This window comes from Dickeya sp. MK7, assembly GCF_000406305.1.
Lineage (GTDB): Bacteria > Pseudomonadota > Gammaproteobacteria > Enterobacterales > Enterobacteriaceae > Dickeya > Dickeya fangzhongdai.
In genome coordinates, this window is sequence record NZ_CM001984.1 from 4,059,004 (window position 1) to 4,075,226 (window position 16,223).

The window sequence follows — 16,223 nt, forward strand, 5'->3', positions numbered from 1 at the left end:
AGGCGCTGGCGGACGGGCGGCTGAAACGGGACGGCGTCATCGTCGAATCCACCTCGGGTAATCTGGGCAAGTCGCTAGCGATGATCGGCGCCTCGCTGGGCATCAAGGTCATGGTGGTCGTTGACCCGAAAATTTCGCAAACCACGCTCAACTGGTTCAAAGCCTACGGCGCCGAGGTGATTTGCGTTACCGAGCCGGACGCCAGCGGCGGTTACCAATCCCGGCGCATCGAAAAAGTCAAAGAACTGCTGAACCGGCTCCCGAACGCCTATTGGCCGAATCAGTACGACAACCCTGACAATCCCGCCTATCACGAAGCCAATACCGCCGGTGAATTTGACGATCTGGCGTTCGACATGCTGGTGGGCTGCGTCAGCACCGGCGGTCATCTTTCCGGCATCGCCAAAGGCATCAAGGCGCGCCACCCCGGCAAGAAAGTACTGGCCTGCGATGTCGTCGGCTCCGCCGTGCTGGGCGGCCAGTTTCGGCCTTATCTGCTCAACGGCATCGGGCTGGCCTGGCGGTCAGACAATACGGCGCTGGAGCAATTCGACGACATCATGAAAGTGCCGGACCAACTGGCGATTTCGATGTGTCACGAGATTGCCGCCAGCCGCGGGCTGTTGTTGGGCGGGTCGGCAGGTCTGGTGCTCTTCGCCGGTCTGGTTGCGCTGCAACGCAGCGATATCAACAGCGTGGTCGTGGTCGCGCCGGACACCGGCGTCAACTATCTGGATAGCCTTTACGATCGCGACTGGCTACAGCGCAAAGGGGTCGCGCTGCTCGACAGACCGGCGCTGCAGCATCACATCACCCATTTCAATCCGTACGATTATGACTGAGCACCTTCATCGCCTGATTACCCACGTGCTGCGCCGTCTGCCGCCGGAATTCGCACACCGTTGCGCCATCAACGGACTGCGCTATGCGCCGCGCATCCGCGCAGGAACGCTGTCGGCCGAGCTGACGGCCGGTATGTCGCAACCGTTGCTGGGTAGGCATTTTTCGCACCCGATTGGGCTGGCGGCCGGTTTTGACAAAGATGCACAAGCCGTGAATGCGCTGGCGGCGCTGGGGTTTTCCTTCGTCGAGGCGGGCGCGGTGACGCCTTTGCCGCAGCCGGGCAACCCCAAGCCGAGGCTGTTCCGGTTTCCCAAACAGCAGAGCCTGATCAACCAGTATGGCTTCAACTCCCGCGGGCTGGATTACGTTGCCGCCAATCTGGCTCAGGTTCGACGCGACACGCCGGTGGGGATCAACATCGGCAAAAACAAACACAGCGACGATCCGCTGCAAGATTATGCGACCTGCGCATCGAGGCTGATGGAACAGGTAGATTTCATCACTCTCAATTTCTCGTCGCCCAATACGCCGGGCCTGCGCAGTCTGGTCGACGAAAAGCACCTGCGCCCGGTACTGGCGACGGTCCAGTCCCTCCGGCAGGCATCGTCGGCACCGGCCAGAATCTTGTTCAAGCTCTCGCCCGACATGGAACACAGCGCCGTTCGTGACCTGATTGAACTGCTCATCGAGCATCAGGTGGATGGGATTATCGTCAGCAACACCACCACGCAAAGAGAGAGCATCGACCACCCGAAAGCCCGCTCGCTTGGCGGCGGCTTGTCCGGCCTGGCGCTGAAAAAGCTGTCGGAACAGATGCTGGAACGCGTCTATCCGCTGGCTAAAAACAGACTGGCGATTATCGCCTCCGGCGGCCTGTTCACCGGGCAGGATATTTACGACCGCATTATTCGCGGCGCCGATCTGGTGCAAATATTAACGTCGTTTGTCTATCACGGCCCCGGCATTATTTACACCATGCTGCGGCAACTGCGGGAAATTATGGACCAGCAAGGCATTCGTCATTTATCTTCAATAAAAGGAAGTTACTATGAGTGATTTATCAGCGCGCGTCGCCAAATTTATTGTTGACGCCGAGATCATTATTTTTGGCGACTTCACGCTAAAATCCAAACGACAAAGCCCTTATTTTTTCAATTTCAGCCGGTTCTCCTCAGCAGAAAAGCTCAATACGCTGGCAAACTTCTACGCTGAATATATTCTGCAGGAAAATATCTCCGCGAATATTATTTATGGCCCGGCCTATAAAGGCATTCCATTGGCGATCGCCACCGCGCTGGCGTTATCCGGACGTAAACCGGGTATCAGCTACGTCTTCAATCGCAAGGAAGCGAAGCAGTACGGCGACGGCGGCATTACCATCGGCGCCGATATCGCCAACCAACCGCTGATCGTGCTGGATGACGTCATGACCTCCGGCAAAACCGTAGCGGAAACACGCGAACGGGTAACGGAGCAACAAGGCGTCATCACCGACTATATTGTGGCTATCGACCGGCAGGAAGCGGACGACAGCGGGCGATATGCGCTGGAAAGCGTTCGACAGGAAAACACATTCCGCGTATCCGCGCTGACCACCATCGCGGATATCCTGCAGGTGATGCGCCAGCGACCTCAGCACGCCGAACAGGTTCGCCGGATGGAAGCCTATCTATCGCGCTACTGCCAGTAACACCGCGGCGACGCAGTGAATTCCCAGTCACCAGCATCAGCAGGTGACTGGGGAACCAACGCACAGGATGACGGATATATGCTTGCGCGATACCGCTGTCAGGCGGTGAATCGCTCTCATAAACCATCCGAATAATAATTAACGAAACCAGTTAGGGTTTATTTTAAAATCAGTAGATTATTATTTCGCTTATCATTTATCACACCGACAACCTGAAGCAGGAAGAATATATTACCGGCTATTTCTCGCTGAATAACATCGCTTGATTGCCCCTGACACTTCCAGTACCCTCATTGCTCTCCGGTATATTTGCCCGCAGCGCCAGACTCTGGATTTATTTCATTGCTGGCACCGCCTGACTAAAAGGGAATATATGTTAAATTTCTGCGTATTCTGTGGTTCCGCGCCTGGCAATAACAATATTTATCAGCAGGAAACCGAAAAACTTATTCAATATCTGGTCGGGAAAGAGGCCGGTATTGTCTACGGCGGCGGCAAAGTGGGCCTGATGGGGCTGGTGGCGGATACCGCGTTGCAGCACGGCGGCTCCGTGACCGGAGTCATGCCCGTACATCTGGTGGAAAAAGAGATTGCCCACCCGAAACTGACGGAGCTGGTCATCACCGCGGATATGCATGAACGCAAAGCGAAAATGGCCGAACTGTCGGATGTATTCATCGCGCTGCCGGGCGGCGCCGGTACGCTCGAAGAGATCATCGAACAGTGGACCTGGGCGCAGCTGGGCATTCATCACAAGCCCTGCATCCTGTTCAACGTGAATGGCTATTACGACGAATACATCACCTTCGTGAACAAGATCGTCACCGAAGGCTTCATGAAAAAAGAGTACCTCGACATGCTGATTGTTTCCGACCGCCCGGAAGCGGTGCTGGATAGCGCACTGTCCTATGTTCCGCCCAAAGCCAAGTGGGATAAATAACCGCAGCGCTACGCTGAGGCAGCCGTGCCTCAGCTTTTTAACTATTCATTAATCAACCGAAACGTCATCAATCAACCGAAACGCGCCAGTTCGCGCTCGAAGTCCAGCGGCTGAATGCCCTGGTGATCGCGGTCCGCGTCCGTCAGTTGGTCGGCGGGAATAAACCAGGTGACCTCAAACAGCAGGCCGTCCGGGTCGTGGCCGTACACGCTCTTGTGTACGCCGTGGTCTTCCTCCAGCCCCAGCCGCCCGTCTTGCGCCAGCCGGTCACGAATCCGCTTCAGTTCATGCAGCGTATCCACTTCCCACGCCAGATGGTACAACCCCGCCGGCGGCTCATGTTCGCCGGGCTGCTCGCCGCGGGCGCGAAACACGCCGGCCCGCTGCTGACCGAGATTTTTGGCGAACAGCGCCAGATCATGATCGTTATCCGATTCCGCCGCCTGGGTAAACACGGCCTGACTGCCGCCCGGTTTGGGGCGAAAACCTAACGTATCGCGGTAGAATGCGGTGCTTTTCTCCACGTCGGACACATACAGCACCGCGTGATTCAGGCGGGTAATCCCCATGCTTATCTCCTTGTAGCCTGATGGTATAAGCAGTCATCCTGACACACTATCGCGGTGGAACATATGCCGATTTCCGGCAACCAAAGTCGCCGTACGCATGAGCCGGAGGAAATCAAAACGGGCAAGACAACGAAGGAAAAAGAGAGTGAAGAGCAACGCAAGAGTAAAGAGAAATAGAGAGTGAAGAGAAATAGAGAGTAAAGGGAAATGGGGAATAAAGGGAAATAGAGAATAAAGGCAAAGCCGCCGGTCAGCGGCCCGCCACGTTCACCAGTTGCAGATTGAACGGCTGCGCCCGCAGCTGGCGCTCCACCTCCGGCGGCAAATCGCTGTCGGTGATGATATCGGTCAGTTCAGACAACGGCGACACACAGAACAGCGAGTAGGCGCCGTATTTGCTGCTGTCCGCCAGCAACACCCGGCGGCTGGCGTTCGTGCCCAGATCCTGCTTGATGCCGGCTTTTTCCTCGGTGGGCGTGGTGATGCCTTTCTCCAGACTCCAGGAGTTGCAACTGATAAAGGCGATGTCTGGATAGACGCTGCGCAGTAAACGGCGACCGTGCTCACCGATGCAGGACTGACTGCTGTCGTCGATGCGCCCGCCGATGATCGTCACTTCGATCTGCTTGAACTCGGAGAGAAACAGCGCGATCTGCAAATCGGCGGTGATCACCCGCAGCGGCAGATGCGTTAAATTGCGCGCCAGCTCCAGCATGGTGGTGCCGGCATCTAGCACTACCGCGTTGCCGGGCTGCACCAGCGACGCCGCCTGCCGCGCAATGGCCTGTTTTTCCGACAGATTGCGCTGCAGCTTTTCATTGGTGGTCGGCTGGGAAGGGATAAAGCGGTTGAGCGTCACCCCGCCGTGGCTACGGCTGATGACGCCCTGCTCGTCCAGCTTGATCAAATCGCGGCGAATCGTCGCCGGGGACGCATCAATGACCGTCACAAGTTCATCCACCGTCACCAGATTATGGCTTTTCAGATAGTCCAGAATCTGATCGAGACGGCTTTGTCCTTTCACGCGTTCTCCGCTTATGCGCAACGTATCAGTCAATGTGTGTGCCCCACGACGTATTCAAAAAAATCATACCCGTCATACTTCAAGTTGCAGATGCGTTGGCTGCGTTACTCGCCCCATTTCATGGGCCTCGCCCCTTCGGGGCCGCTGCTAGCAGCGTTCAAATCGGCTTACGCCAATTTGTCACTCACCCCAGTCACTTACTCATGTAAGCTCCTGGGGATTCACTCGGTTGCCGCCTTTCTGCAACTCGAATTATTTAGGGTATATACTCTGCGATTCTATCAGGCCAGTTGCATCGCTAATTTGATAGAGATCGCCATGCTCTCAGACTTCGCTTTACCTGTCCAGGCGATATCAAACGCGGTGCCGTGGTCCGCGGAGGTGCGGATAAACGGCAGTCCGGCGGTGATATTCACGCCGTCATAAAAGCCCAGCAGCTTGAGCGGAATGTGCCCCTGATCGTGGTACATCGCCACCACCATGTCGTATTGCCCCTCGTACGCCTGCAGGTAGACGGTATCCGGCGGGCACGGGCCGTAGGCGTCGATGCCTTTGGCTTTCATCGCCTCGATGGACGGGCCGACGATAGTGATCTCTTCGTCGCCGAACAGGCCGTTCTCGCCCGCGTGCGGGTTCACCCCGGCCACGGCGATGCGCGGCGCCTGGTAGCCGACGCGTTTCAGGAAGGTGTCCGCCATCGCAATCACGGTTTCCACCCGTTCACGATTCAACGTATCCAGGAACTTGCGCAGCGCAATATGGGTAGTAACGTGGATCACCTTCAGTTTGTCGGTGTACAGCACCATCGCGTAGTCGCGGCTGTTGGTCAGCTTCGCCAGCAGTTCGGTGTGCCCCGGATAGAGATGCCCGGCGGAATGCAGCGCTTCTTTGTTCAGCGGCGCGGTGGCAATGGCATGTACCTCGCCCGCCATCGCCAGTTCGGTGGCGCGTTTCACGCAACGATACGCCAGATCGCCGGCCTGCGCCTGCACCACCCCTTTTTTCAGGCCCTGCGGATCAGCCAGCGGTTCGTTGATCACGTTGATAACGCCAGGCGCAAAACGCGCTTCGGCAGGACGCGTAATCTCGTTCAGCTCCACCTGCGGCACAACGCCTAACGCCAGAATGCGGCGCAGCGTCTGCACGCAGCCCACTACCACCGCCGGTGCGCCGGACAACTCGCCTTCCGCCAACGATTTGATGATGATTTCCGGGCCGATGCCCGCCGGGTCGCCCATAGTTACCGCAATAATTTTACTCACACGCGCTCTCCTCAATAAATCGCAAAACATTTAGCAGGGTGGCCTCATCGCCAAACCCGCCCGCTTTCGTCATCACGGGAATATCGCCTACCAGACTGTCCAGCAGACGCCCCCAGGGTACGCAGGATGCAATCTGTCCATTGATACGGAATCCGCTGGCCTGCAATGCGGTCGCCGCGGCAATGGCGATATCCCCGCCGGATAAATAGAGCCCGCCCGGCCGCTGACGCTGCACAATTTGCCGCGTCAGCTCACCCAGCCGGCGACTGATCGTGTCTCCCAGTTGCTGACGGCTCATGCCGTAGCGCTGGCACAGACGGTCCACCTCAAATCGCTGGTTATCGTCGTGACAGGTACGAATCACGCAGTGGCGGCCCGCCGCCAGCACCGCCGCCGCCTGCCAGCACGTTTGCGCCAGCGTGTCGTCGCCGGTCGCCAGCAATCCGGCGATATCCAGGTCAATCAGCGTGACGTCCGGCCGCTGGCTGACCGCTTTGATCTGCAATTGAGCGATTTCACTCATCGAACCAATCACCGCCAGCAACGCGCGACAGGGCGCCGGAAACGCCAGATGTTGCGCCAGCGCCTCGCTCAACCCGGCGGAGCCGACCAGCAGCGGTTTTTCCGCCAGTTGCGCCGCCGCGTCAATAATACGGTCGAGGTCCTGCTGGCATTCGGCGTCCAGCACCACCAGCCGTATCCCGCTGTGCTGCAACTGTTGCAGGCGCGCCGCCAGATCGCCGCCGCGAATCTCGTTCAGAGACAGCGCCGCCTGCGCCAGGCCGGTCTGTTCCGCCAGCCGCTCGCCGATTGACGCCGAACGCACCGGCGTTTTCGGGTCGCTGGCGAACTCGGTGTCGGTCAGCAACTTACCGTGCACCCATACCTGCCCGTCACGGGTGATGCGGCCCAGCGCCGGCGCCGCAGGCGCTATCAGCGCCAGCGACAGATCGGCGGCGTTCAGCGCGGCTTCGATTTCCGCGCCCGGGTTGCCGCGCAACGTGGAGTCCACCTTTTTGACAATCCAGCCGCGTGCGCCGCTTTTACGCCACATTCCCACCGCCTGCGCGGTACGTTCCGCCGCCAGCGAAGCCGCGACCGCACGGCTGTCGGTGTTGACCACCAGCGCGTCATCCGGCTGCCCGGCACGGATCGCCGCGGTGTCAAACATCACATTCACCCGTGCGCCCTGCAGCGCCAGTCCGACGCCCGCATCGTTGGCGCCGGTGAAGTCATCCGCCACCACCAATATCCGGGTGAGTTCACGCCCGTCCGACATAACCGCTCTCCGTCAGTTCGATTACCTGAAAATGATTATATTGAATCACGTTTGATTATATGTGAGCAACATCAAATTATTCAAAACCAATTTAACCTATAAATTATCCACACAATGCGAGCAAAACGATTTTTTTCTGTCATGAAACGGAAATATGATTGAAAAAAATCAGACTTATCCAGCTGAAGTCACAGCGAAAAGACAAGGTACCAGTATGAATATCAACAGCACCCTCATCAGCGGTTATCAGGCACTTCAGGATCTGGGCTACCTCCTGCGCGGCAGGCAGCACGTGCTGCTGGTGACGGACAAGAATATCGTGGGGCTGGCCGGGGTACAGGCCCTGATCGCGCAGCTGAAAGCAGGCGTGCCGCAACTTTCCCTGATAGATAATGTGCCGGCCGAACCCAGCCAGCATGATGTGGCGGCCGTGCTGCAACAGTTGCCGGCCACCCAGCCGGACCTGGTGGTCGGCGTGGGCGGCGGCAGCGTGCTGGACGTGGCGAAACTGCTGTCGCTGCTGTGCGCCGGTGAAGAGGGCATCACGCTCGACAGTCTGCTGGAAGGCCGTAAGCCGACCCGCCGCACCACTTCCCTGTTGATCCCGACCACCGCCGGTACCGGCTCTGAAGCCACGCCGAACGCCATTCTGGCAATCCCGGAGAAAGAAACCAAAGTCGGCATCATCACCCCGGTCATGCTGCCGGACTACGTGGCGCTGGTGCCGGAACTGACCACCAGCATGCCGGCGCATATCGCCGCGTCTACCGGCATCGATGCGCTGTGCCACCTGATCGAATGCTTCACCGCCACCATCGCCAACCCGGTGGCGGACAACTATGCGCTGATCGGCATGAAGAAACTGTTCGCCAACATCGAAACCGCGGTGAACGAACCGGACAATCTGGAAGCCCGTCTGAATATGCTGTGGGCCTCCTACTATGGCGGCGCCTCCATCGCCCATTCCGGCACCCATCTGGTGCACGCCATGTCTTACCCGCTGGGCGGCAAGTACCACATCCCGCACGGCGTGGCGAACGCCATCCTGCTGGCGCCCTGCATGCGCTTTGTTCAGCACGCGGCGGCGGAAAAATTCGCACAGGCCTACGACTTGCTGCCGGATGCCGACCTGTCGCTGACCACCGAACAAAAGGCCCAGGCGCTGGTGGATTACTTCACTGCGCTGGTGAAACGGCTGAACCTGCCGTCTTCGCTGCAACAACTGGGGATCAGCCCGGATCACCTGCCGTATCTGGTGGAATCCGCACTGCAGGTGCAGCGGCTGATGAAAAACGTCCCGACCGCCGTTACGGCGCAAGACGTCCATGCCATTTATTCAACGCTGTTTTAATCGTGAGTTTTAACTGTTTGTTTTAACTTCGATTTTTAACAACGTCGCTCTGGATGATGAAGATAACGAGGAACAATAACGATGACTAGACCGATTACAGGCGTACTGACGGCGATCGTCACGCCTTTTGACCATCAGGGGGAATTTAGCCCCGCCGCCATGCGCCAGCAGGTTCAACGCCAGATGCGCTACGGCAACGGCATTTTCTGTAACGGCACCAACGGTGAGTTCTTTGTGTTGCACACCGACGAGAAAGTGGCCGTCACTGAAACCTGCGTCGATGAAGTCGCCGGCAAGGTGCCGGTGGTGGCGCACATCGGCGAAATCTCCACCCGCGAAACCATCAAGCTCGGCAAACGCATCGCCGCGCTGGGCGTGGACGCGGTGTCGGTGATCACCCCTTACTTCGTGCCGCTCAAACAAAGCGAGCTGATTGCCCACTACCGTGAAGTAGCGGACGCGCTGCCGGTGCCGATATTCCTGTACAACATTCCGGCTCGCACCGGCAACACCCTGCAACCGGAAACGGTGCGGGTTCTGGCCGAACATCCCAACATCATCGGCATCAAGGACAGCGCCGGCAGCTACGAAAGCCTGAGCGGCTTCCTGCAGGCGGTGAAAGACATGCCGAACTGCGACGTGCTCAACGGGCCGGACTCGCTGATCCATCAGGGCTTTGTCGACGGCTGTTCCGCCTGTATTTCCGGCCTCGCCAACGTGGCGCCGGAAGCCATCAGCCAGATCTGGCATCGCTTCCACGCTGGCGACATCGAAGGTTCCCGCCAGGCGCAGGAGCAGGTGAGCGAACTGCGTAAGACGCTGTACGCCGTGGCGTTCTCACCGGCCGTGGTGAAGAAAGCGCTGACGTTGATGGGACAGGATGTGGGCGTCAGTCGCTACCCGATTCAGTTCTCAGCACAAGACGAAGACGTTATTCGCACCATTATCAAACCGTTCTCGCACTGAATGAGAACTTACCCTTACTCCTACAGGATCGAAAACCATGAACCATTTTGATCTGACAGACACACTTATCATCGTCGGGATAATTGTCGTCTACATCGCCCTTACATCCTTGCTGACGCTGCGGCTGCGCAGTAACTCCAACTCGGAGTTCATGGAAGGCTCACGCGCGCTGCCGGCGTTTATCGTCGGCGTGCTGCTGATGACCGAGTTTATCGGCGCCAAGTCCACGGTCGGTACCTCGCAGGCGGCCTTTGAAAGCGGCATCGCCGCCTCGTGGTCGGTGATCGGCGCCGCCATCGGCTTCCTGCTGTTCGGGATGATTCTGGTGAAAAAGATCTATAACACCGGGAAAATCACTATTTCTGGCGCTATCGCCGAACGTTATGGCAATACCACCAAGAACATCATCTCCATCATCATGATCTACGCGCTGTTGCTGGTAAACGTGGGTAACTACGTCAGCGGCGCCGCCGCCATCTCCACCGTGCTGAAAGTGAGCCTGCCGGTAGCGGCGCTGATTACCGCCATCGTCAGTACCTTCTACTTCTACTTCGGCGGTATCAAAGGCGTGGCGTACGTGACGCTGATCCACAGCGGCCTGAAGTACGTCGGGGTGATGATCATCCTGTACGTGGCGCTGAAAATGACCGGCGGCATCACGCCGATGGTCGAGAAGATGCCGGAATTCTACTGGACCTGGGACGGCAACATCGGCGCCAGCACCATCGGCGCGTGGCTCATCGGCACCATCGGCTCCATTTTCTGTACCCAGTTCGTGATTCAGGCTATCGCCTCCACCAAGGATGAGAAATCCGCCAAGCGCGCCACCTGGATTGCGTTCCTGTTCTGTATGCCGATCGCGCTGGCGATTGCGATTATCGGTGTGGCCGCCAAGTTCGTACACCCGGAAATCAAGAGCCTGTACGCCCTGCCGATCTTCCTGCAGGATATGAACCCGTGGCTGGCCGGCGTGGTGACCACCTCACTGGTAGCGTCGATCTTCATCAGCGTGAGTACCGTCGCACTGGCGATCGCCTCGCTGATCGTGAAAGACTTCTATGTGCCTTACTGCAAACCGACGCCGGAAAAAGAGTTCAAGATGACCCGCGTGTTCTCGCTGATCATCGGTTTCCTGCCGCTGGTGTTCGTGCTGCTGGTGCCGGAAGTGCTGAAGCTGTCGTTCTTCACCCGCGCCATTCGTCTGTCGATTTCCGTGGTGGCGATGGTCGCTTTCTACCTGCCGTTCTTTAGCAGCTCCCGCGGCGTCAACACCGGCCTGATCCTGTCCTGCGTGGTTACCTCCATCTGGTACATCATGGGTAACCCGTTCGGCATCGACAATATGTACATTGCACTGTTGACCCCAGCGGTGGTGATGGCGATCGACCGTCTGATCCCCAACAAGGCGGCCAAGGCCAAACAGCAAAGCGAACCCTCCGTACCTCATTCTGGAGCATAAATAGTCATGACGACCGAAACCATTACCATCGAACGCAGCGGCCTGGTTCACCCGGCAGACGGCGACAGCCAGCGCATCGACGCCTATATCCCGTCGGAACGCCCGCAGAATCACGCCGCCAACCTGCTGCACCTGCCTAACGGCGATGTGCTGTGCGTCTGGTTCGGCGGCACCCAGGAAGGGGTGTCCGATATTTCGATTTACCAGTCAAGGCTGGTAAAAGACAGCGGGCAATGGACGCCCGCGGTCAAGCTGTCCGACGACCCGACCCGTTCCGAACAAAACCCGGTGCTGTTCCTGGCGCCGGACGGCGTACTGTGGTTGCTGTATACCGCGCAGAAATCCGGTAATCAGGACACCGCCATCGTGCGTTACCGTCAGTCGCTGGATCAGGGCTACACCTGGGGCGAAATCGGCACACTGCTGGAACAGCCCGGTACCTTCATCCGCCAGCCGATTACCGTGCTGCCCAACGGCGACTGGCTGCTGCCGGTGTTCTACTGCCGTACCCAGCCGGGTGAAAAATGGGTCGGCAACGACGACATCAGCGCGGTGAAAATCTCCAGCGATCAAGGTAAAACCTGGCGTGAATCGGTGGTGCCGAACAGCACCGGCTGCGTGCACATGAACATTACGCCGCTCAAGGACGGTTCTCTGCTGGCGCTGTTCCGCAGCCGCTGGGCCGATTTCATCTACCGTAGCCACTCCACCGACGGCGGCGAAACCTGGTCCGAACCAGTGCCGACCGTTCTGCCCAACAACAACTCGTCCATTCAGGTGACCACGCTGGACAACGGCCATCTGGCGCTGGTGTTCAACGCCATGAGCGCCGAAGGCGCCACCGAGCGTCGCCTGTCGCTGTATGACGAAATCGAGGACGAAGAAGCAAACGACGCCAAAATGCCGGAGATCTCATCCGGACGCAGCGCCTTCTGGGGTGCGCCGCGCGCGCCGATGACGCTGGCTATCTCCGAAGACGGCGGCAAAACCTGGCCGTGGCAGCGTAATCTGGAAGTGGGCGACGGTTACTGCATGACCAACAACTCGACCGAGAAACTTAACCGCGAGTTCTCCTACCCCAGCATCAAGCAAGGGCCGGACGGCAAGCTGCACATCGCCTTTACCTACTTCCGGCAGGCCATCAAGTACGTCTGCGTTAGCGAAGAGTGGGTCAAGGGGTAATACCTCGCTCACCCTCCCCCGCCCAGGGGGAGGGACAACACCGGTTTCCCACTCGCCGACGCACGGCGCCGCCCGGTGGGCTGTCATATCCATTGCCTTCAGGGAGGCTATCTCCGCCTCCTTCAGTTAAGGAGCCATCCATGATCGCAGGCAATCTGAATCATCTGCCGCTGGCGACGTTACCCGAGCCGCTGTGGCGCATCCTTTCCGGTTTCACGCTCGACCAGTTGAACGCCCTGCCGGAAGGCAAGTACCAGCCGGACAATGTCGACTGGTTCTACTCCATCGGTACCGTCTCCACCGCCCCGAAAGCCGAACGCCATACCGAATTCCACCGCCGTTATCTCGATATTCAGCTGATTCTCGCCGGCGAAGAGATCATCGGCTACGACCTGAATGACGCCGGCGATCGCGCCGCGACCGAACGTAAACCGGACTTGTTCATTCTGGAACAGCCGCAGGTGCCGCACGCCATCCGGCTGGCCGCCGGGGATTTCGTCACCTTCTATCCGGGTGAACCGCATCAGGCGCTGTGCGCCATTGACGATCAGCCGGCTCCGGTGAAAAAAGCGGTGTTCAAGGTGCCGGTCGAATTACTGAACGCACAGGGGTAACGCCGTATGCCAGGACCAAAACAGGTGGTAATCACCGGCAGCAGTTCCGGTATCGGCGCCGCCATTACCGCTACCCTGCTGGCGGCGGGCTGGAAGGTTGTCGGGCTATCGCGTCAGCCGGGCGCGCATCAGCACCCGAACTTCACGCATCACCCGCTGGATATCACCGATACGCCGGCGCTTATCGCGTTGCTGGACAGCCTGCCCGCCGTCGATGCGGTGATCCACGCCGCCGGGGTGATGAAAGCCGCCACGCTGGGCACCCTGTCGTATGCCGACAGCGAGCAACTGTGGAAGCTGCATATTCAGGTGGCTGAAGTGCTGGCCGACCGGCTGGTGGACAAACTGCCGCAGGGCGGCCGCATCGTACTGCTGGGCAGCCGTACATCCAGCGGCGCCGCCGGGCGCAGCCAGTATGTCGCCACCAAGTCGGCGATGATCGGCATGGTAAGAAGCTGGGCGGCGGAACTGGCGCCGCGCGGCATCACCGTCAATATCGTCGCGCCGGGCGCCACCGAAACGCCGATGCTGAATCAGCCGGGACGGCAAAGCTCGCCGCCAAAGCTGCCGCCAATCGGCCGGTTTATCCAACCGCAGGAGGTGGCGGATCTGGTGGCGTACCTGCTGTCGCCTTCAGCGGCGGCCATTACCGGGCAACAGTTGGTGATTTGCGGCGGCGCCTCGTTATAGCCATGCCGCAATAATAACGACGCCACGAAATAGCCACGCCATGATAGTCACGGTCAGCCACAGTTAACCCATACGTCACACAGGGGTATAATCAACCGGACCTCGACGCCGCCACCGCGCCGCCCGGAAAAAGGAGTACCCCATGTTGATGTGGCTGGCCGATCCCAACGCCTGGTTGACCTTGTTCACCCTGACGCTGCTGGAAATCATCCTTGGTATCGACAACATTATTTTTCTGTCCCTGGTCGTCGCCCGACTACCGCACGCTCAGCAATCCCGCGCCCGTTTTACCGGGCTGGCGGGCGCAATGCTGATGCGCCTGTCGCTGCTGGCCTCGATAGCCTGGCTGATGCATCTCACCGACCCGCTGTTTAGCATCGCCGATCGCGCATTTTCCGCCCGCGACCTGATCCTGCTGACCGGCGGTTTGTTCCTGATCGTTAAATCCGGCGGCGAGATTCACGCCATGCTGGCGGGGGAAGAAGAGGCACAGCGCCGCAGCCGCACCACCGCGTTCTGGGGTGCGATCGTGCAGATCATGCTGCTGGATATCATCTTTAGTCTGGATTCGGTGATCACCGCGGTCGGGCTGTCGCAGCACCTGCTGATCATGATGCTGGCGGTGGTGCTGGGCGTAGTGATCATGATGCTGGCGGCGCGAACCATCGGCGAATTCATCGATGCGCACCCGTCAGTCAAAATGCTGGCGCTGGCGTTTCTGATTCTGGTAGGCGGCACCCTGATGCTGGACAGCCTGCAAATCCATGTGCCAAAAGGCTATGTCTACTTCGCCATGTTCTTTACCATCGGCGTGGAGATACTCAATCTGGCGCGCCAGCACAAGCATCACCCGGCGATGGAAACACGCCTCAGCGAACAGTAATCCGTATTCCTGCGGTTTCGTTTACCTGACCCGGTTGCATCCGGGTCAGGACTTATCCACAAACGCCCGGTATTTCTCCAGCAGCTCAAGAAAGTCTTCCAGCCCGCACAACGACAGGCTTTCTTCATCGTAATAACTCATGCCTTCTTCCAGCTCGTCGGTTTCAAACGCCAGCTGATTGGCACGCACCATCACTTCCTCGCTGTCCAGCAACAGCGTGTATTCATGGCCGGGGCGCTCCCACTGACGTTCGCTGCCGGCCAGCTCACGAACCGCGGCTTCCACTTCATCCAGCACCGCCTGCTGGCCTTTAACTTCTTCATTCAGCCAGTGCCCTACCACTTCATGGCCCATTGACATCCGGACCACTACCTGCCCGGTCACATCACGCAAAAACTCATAGTCCATGATCGTTCTCCTCTGCCTGATTCGCCACCGCGCGCCACCACAGTAAAAAAGGGAGACCTCTCGGCCTCCCTTCCTGTTAATTGCTGCGAACTATAGCGGTTTACACGGCGGTCTGGAAGATCACCTTGTCCGCTTTGTTCGTGTACTGCTGCAACTGGTCAAAGTTCAGATAGCGGTAAGTGTCGTCCGCGGTCTTGTCCACCTGCACCATGTACTGCTGGTATTCGTCCGGCGTCGGCAGACGCCCCAGCAGCGACGCCACCGCCGCCAGTTCGGCTGACGCCAGATACACATTGGCGCCCGCTCCCAGACGGTTCGGGAAGTTACGGGTCGACGTCGACACCACCGTCGCGCCATCCGCCACCCGCGCCTGGTTGCCCATGCACAGCGAACAGCCGGGGATTTCGACCCGCGCGCCGCTCTTGCCGAATACGCTGTAGTAGCCTTCTTCGGTCAGTTGCGCCGCGTCCATACGGGTCGGCGGCGCCACCCACAGCCGCGTCGGCAGCTGCCCTTTGTGTTGATCCAGCAGTTTGCCGGCGGCACGGAAGTGACCGATGTTGGTCATGCACGAGCCGATGAACACTTCATCAATCTTGTCGCCCTGCACATCGGACAGCAGGCGCGCGTCGTCCGGATCGTTCGGCGCGCACAGGATCGGCTCCTTGATATCCGCCAGATCGATGTCGATCACCGCGGCATATTCCGCATCGGCGTCGGCTTCCAGCAGCTGCGGGTCCGCCAGCCATTTTTCCATGCCCTGCACACGACGCTCCAGCGTACGGCGATCGCCGTAGCCTTCGGCAATCATCCACTTGAGCAGAATGATGTTGGAGTTCAGGTACTCGACGATCGGCGCCTGGTTGAGCTTGATGGTACAGCCCGCTGCCGAGCGCTCCGCCGAGGCGTCGGTCAGTTCGAACGCCTGCTCCACCTTCAGGTCCGGCAAGCCTTCGATTTCCAGAATGCGGCCGGAGAAGATGTTTTTCTTGCCCTTCTTCTCCACGGTCAGCAGGCCCTGCTTGATCGCGTAGTACGGGATCGCGTGCACCAGATCGCGCAG

17 protein-coding genes are annotated in these 16,223 nt (G+C 58.9%); 11 read left to right on the top strand and 6 right to left on the bottom strand.

Translation table 11 applies throughout. The features are described from left to right. Positions 1-5 precede the first annotated feature (5 nt). The 4 genes from DXXMK7_RS17550 to DXXMK7_RS17565 all read left to right on the top strand — a co-directional run bounded on the left by DXXMK7_RS17550 (position 6) and on the right by DXXMK7_RS17565 (position 3,473). On the top strand, positions 6-842 hold the full coding sequence (locus tag DXXMK7_RS17550; protein WP_371206768.1) for a pyridoxal-phosphate dependent enzyme: 837 nt from the start codon (positions 6-8) through the stop codon (positions 840-842). Then, positions 835-1,899 carry a quinone-dependent dihydroorotate dehydrogenase gene (locus DXXMK7_RS17555; RefSeq protein ID WP_049842471.1) on the top strand — a complete coding sequence of 355 codons (1,065 nt, stop codon included), beginning with the start codon at positions 835-837 and terminating at the stop codon, positions 1,897-1,899. Before DXXMK7_RS17550 ends, DXXMK7_RS17555 begins: the two co-directional genes overlap by 8 nt. Further along, positions 1,892-2,533 (top strand): orotate phosphoribosyltransferase, encoded by a 642-nt coding sequence (pyrE, locus tag DXXMK7_RS17560; RefSeq protein WP_038920195.1) that lies wholly within the window; start codon positions 1,892-1,894, stop codon positions 2,531-2,533. The genes DXXMK7_RS17555 and pyrE overlap by 8 nt, the downstream gene beginning before the upstream one ends. A gap of 373 nt (positions 2,534-2,906) precedes the next feature. Further along, positions 2,907-3,473, top strand: a complete 567-nt coding sequence (locus DXXMK7_RS17565; RefSeq protein WP_038920196.1) for a TIGR00730 family Rossman fold protein — start codon at positions 2,907-2,909, stop codon at positions 3,471-3,473. Between the two features lie 71 nt (positions 3,474-3,544). Here DXXMK7_RS17565 and DXXMK7_RS17570 read toward each other — a convergent pair whose 3' ends face one another. The 4 genes from DXXMK7_RS17570 to DXXMK7_RS17585 form a co-directional block, all read right to left on the bottom strand. After that, on the bottom strand, positions 3,545-4,042 hold the full coding sequence (locus DXXMK7_RS17570; protein ID WP_038920197.1) for a VOC family protein: 498 nt from the start codon (positions 4,040-4,042) through the stop codon (positions 3,545-3,547). A gap of 250 nt (positions 4,043-4,292) precedes the next feature. Further along, positions 4,293-5,120 carry a DeoR/GlpR family DNA-binding transcription regulator gene (locus tag DXXMK7_RS17575; protein ID WP_038920198.1) on the bottom strand — a complete coding sequence of 276 codons (828 nt, stop codon included), beginning with the start codon at positions 5,118-5,120 and terminating at the stop codon, positions 4,293-4,295. Between the two features lie 227 nt (positions 5,121-5,347). Continuing rightward, positions 5,348-6,328, bottom strand: coding sequence for a D-threonate 4-phosphate dehydrogenase (locus tag DXXMK7_RS17580; protein ID WP_038665817.1), 981 nt, complete (start codon positions 6,326-6,328; stop codon positions 5,348-5,350). Further along, positions 6,321-7,607, bottom strand: coding sequence for a four-carbon acid sugar kinase family protein (locus tag DXXMK7_RS17585; protein WP_038920199.1), 1,287 nt, complete (start codon positions 7,605-7,607; stop codon positions 6,321-6,323). The genes DXXMK7_RS17580 and DXXMK7_RS17585 overlap by 8 nt, the downstream gene beginning before the upstream one ends. Before the next feature lie 214 nt (positions 7,608-7,821). Here DXXMK7_RS17585 and DXXMK7_RS17590 point away from each other — a divergent pair, with 214 nt between their 5' ends. The 7 genes from DXXMK7_RS17590 to DXXMK7_RS17620 all read left to right on the top strand — a co-directional run bounded on the left by DXXMK7_RS17590 (position 7,822) and on the right by DXXMK7_RS17620 (position 14,752). Continuing rightward, positions 7,822-8,958 carry an iron-containing alcohol dehydrogenase gene (locus DXXMK7_RS17590; protein ID WP_038920200.1) on the top strand — a complete coding sequence of 379 codons (1,137 nt, stop codon included), beginning with the start codon at positions 7,822-7,824 and terminating at the stop codon, positions 8,956-8,958. Positions 8,959-9,039: 81 nt separating this feature from the next. Continuing rightward, positions 9,040-9,924, top strand: coding sequence for a dihydrodipicolinate synthase family protein (locus DXXMK7_RS17595; protein ID WP_038665811.1), 885 nt, complete (start codon positions 9,040-9,042; stop codon positions 9,922-9,924). Positions 9,925-9,961: 37 nt separating this feature from the next. Further along, on the top strand, positions 9,962-11,383 hold the full coding sequence (locus DXXMK7_RS17600; protein WP_038920201.1) for a sodium:solute symporter family protein: 1,422 nt from the start codon (positions 9,962-9,964) through the stop codon (positions 11,381-11,383). Positions 11,384-11,389: 6 nt separating this feature from the next. Beyond that, on the top strand, positions 11,390-12,565 hold the full coding sequence (locus DXXMK7_RS17605; protein WP_038920202.1) for an exo-alpha-sialidase: 1,176 nt from the start codon (positions 11,390-11,392) through the stop codon (positions 12,563-12,565). A gap of 140 nt (positions 12,566-12,705) precedes the next feature. Next, positions 12,706-13,179, top strand: coding sequence for a YhcH/YjgK/YiaL family protein (locus DXXMK7_RS17610; protein ID WP_038665800.1), 474 nt, complete (start codon positions 12,706-12,708; stop codon positions 13,177-13,179). Positions 13,180-13,185: 6 nt separating this feature from the next. Beyond that, positions 13,186-13,869 (top strand): SDR family NAD(P)-dependent oxidoreductase, encoded by a 684-nt coding sequence (locus DXXMK7_RS17615; protein ID WP_038665796.1) that lies wholly within the window; start codon positions 13,186-13,188, stop codon positions 13,867-13,869. A gap of 142 nt (positions 13,870-14,011) precedes the next feature. Continuing rightward, positions 14,012-14,752: a TerC family protein gene (locus DXXMK7_RS17620; RefSeq protein WP_038920203.1), complete on the top strand. Its 741-nt coding sequence runs from the start codon at positions 14,012-14,014 to the stop codon at positions 14,750-14,752. Between the two features lie 45 nt (positions 14,753-14,797). Here the strand turns inward: DXXMK7_RS17620 and yacL are convergent, their stop codons facing one another. After that, positions 14,798-15,160, bottom strand: coding sequence for a protein YacL (yacL, locus tag DXXMK7_RS17625; RefSeq protein WP_038920204.1), 363 nt, complete (start codon positions 15,158-15,160; stop codon positions 14,798-14,800). A gap of 100 nt (positions 15,161-15,260) precedes the next feature. Further along, positions 15,261-16,223 (bottom strand): aconitase family protein (locus tag DXXMK7_RS23150; protein ID WP_238555972.1); only part of this gene is annotated, 963 nt, incomplete at its 5' end.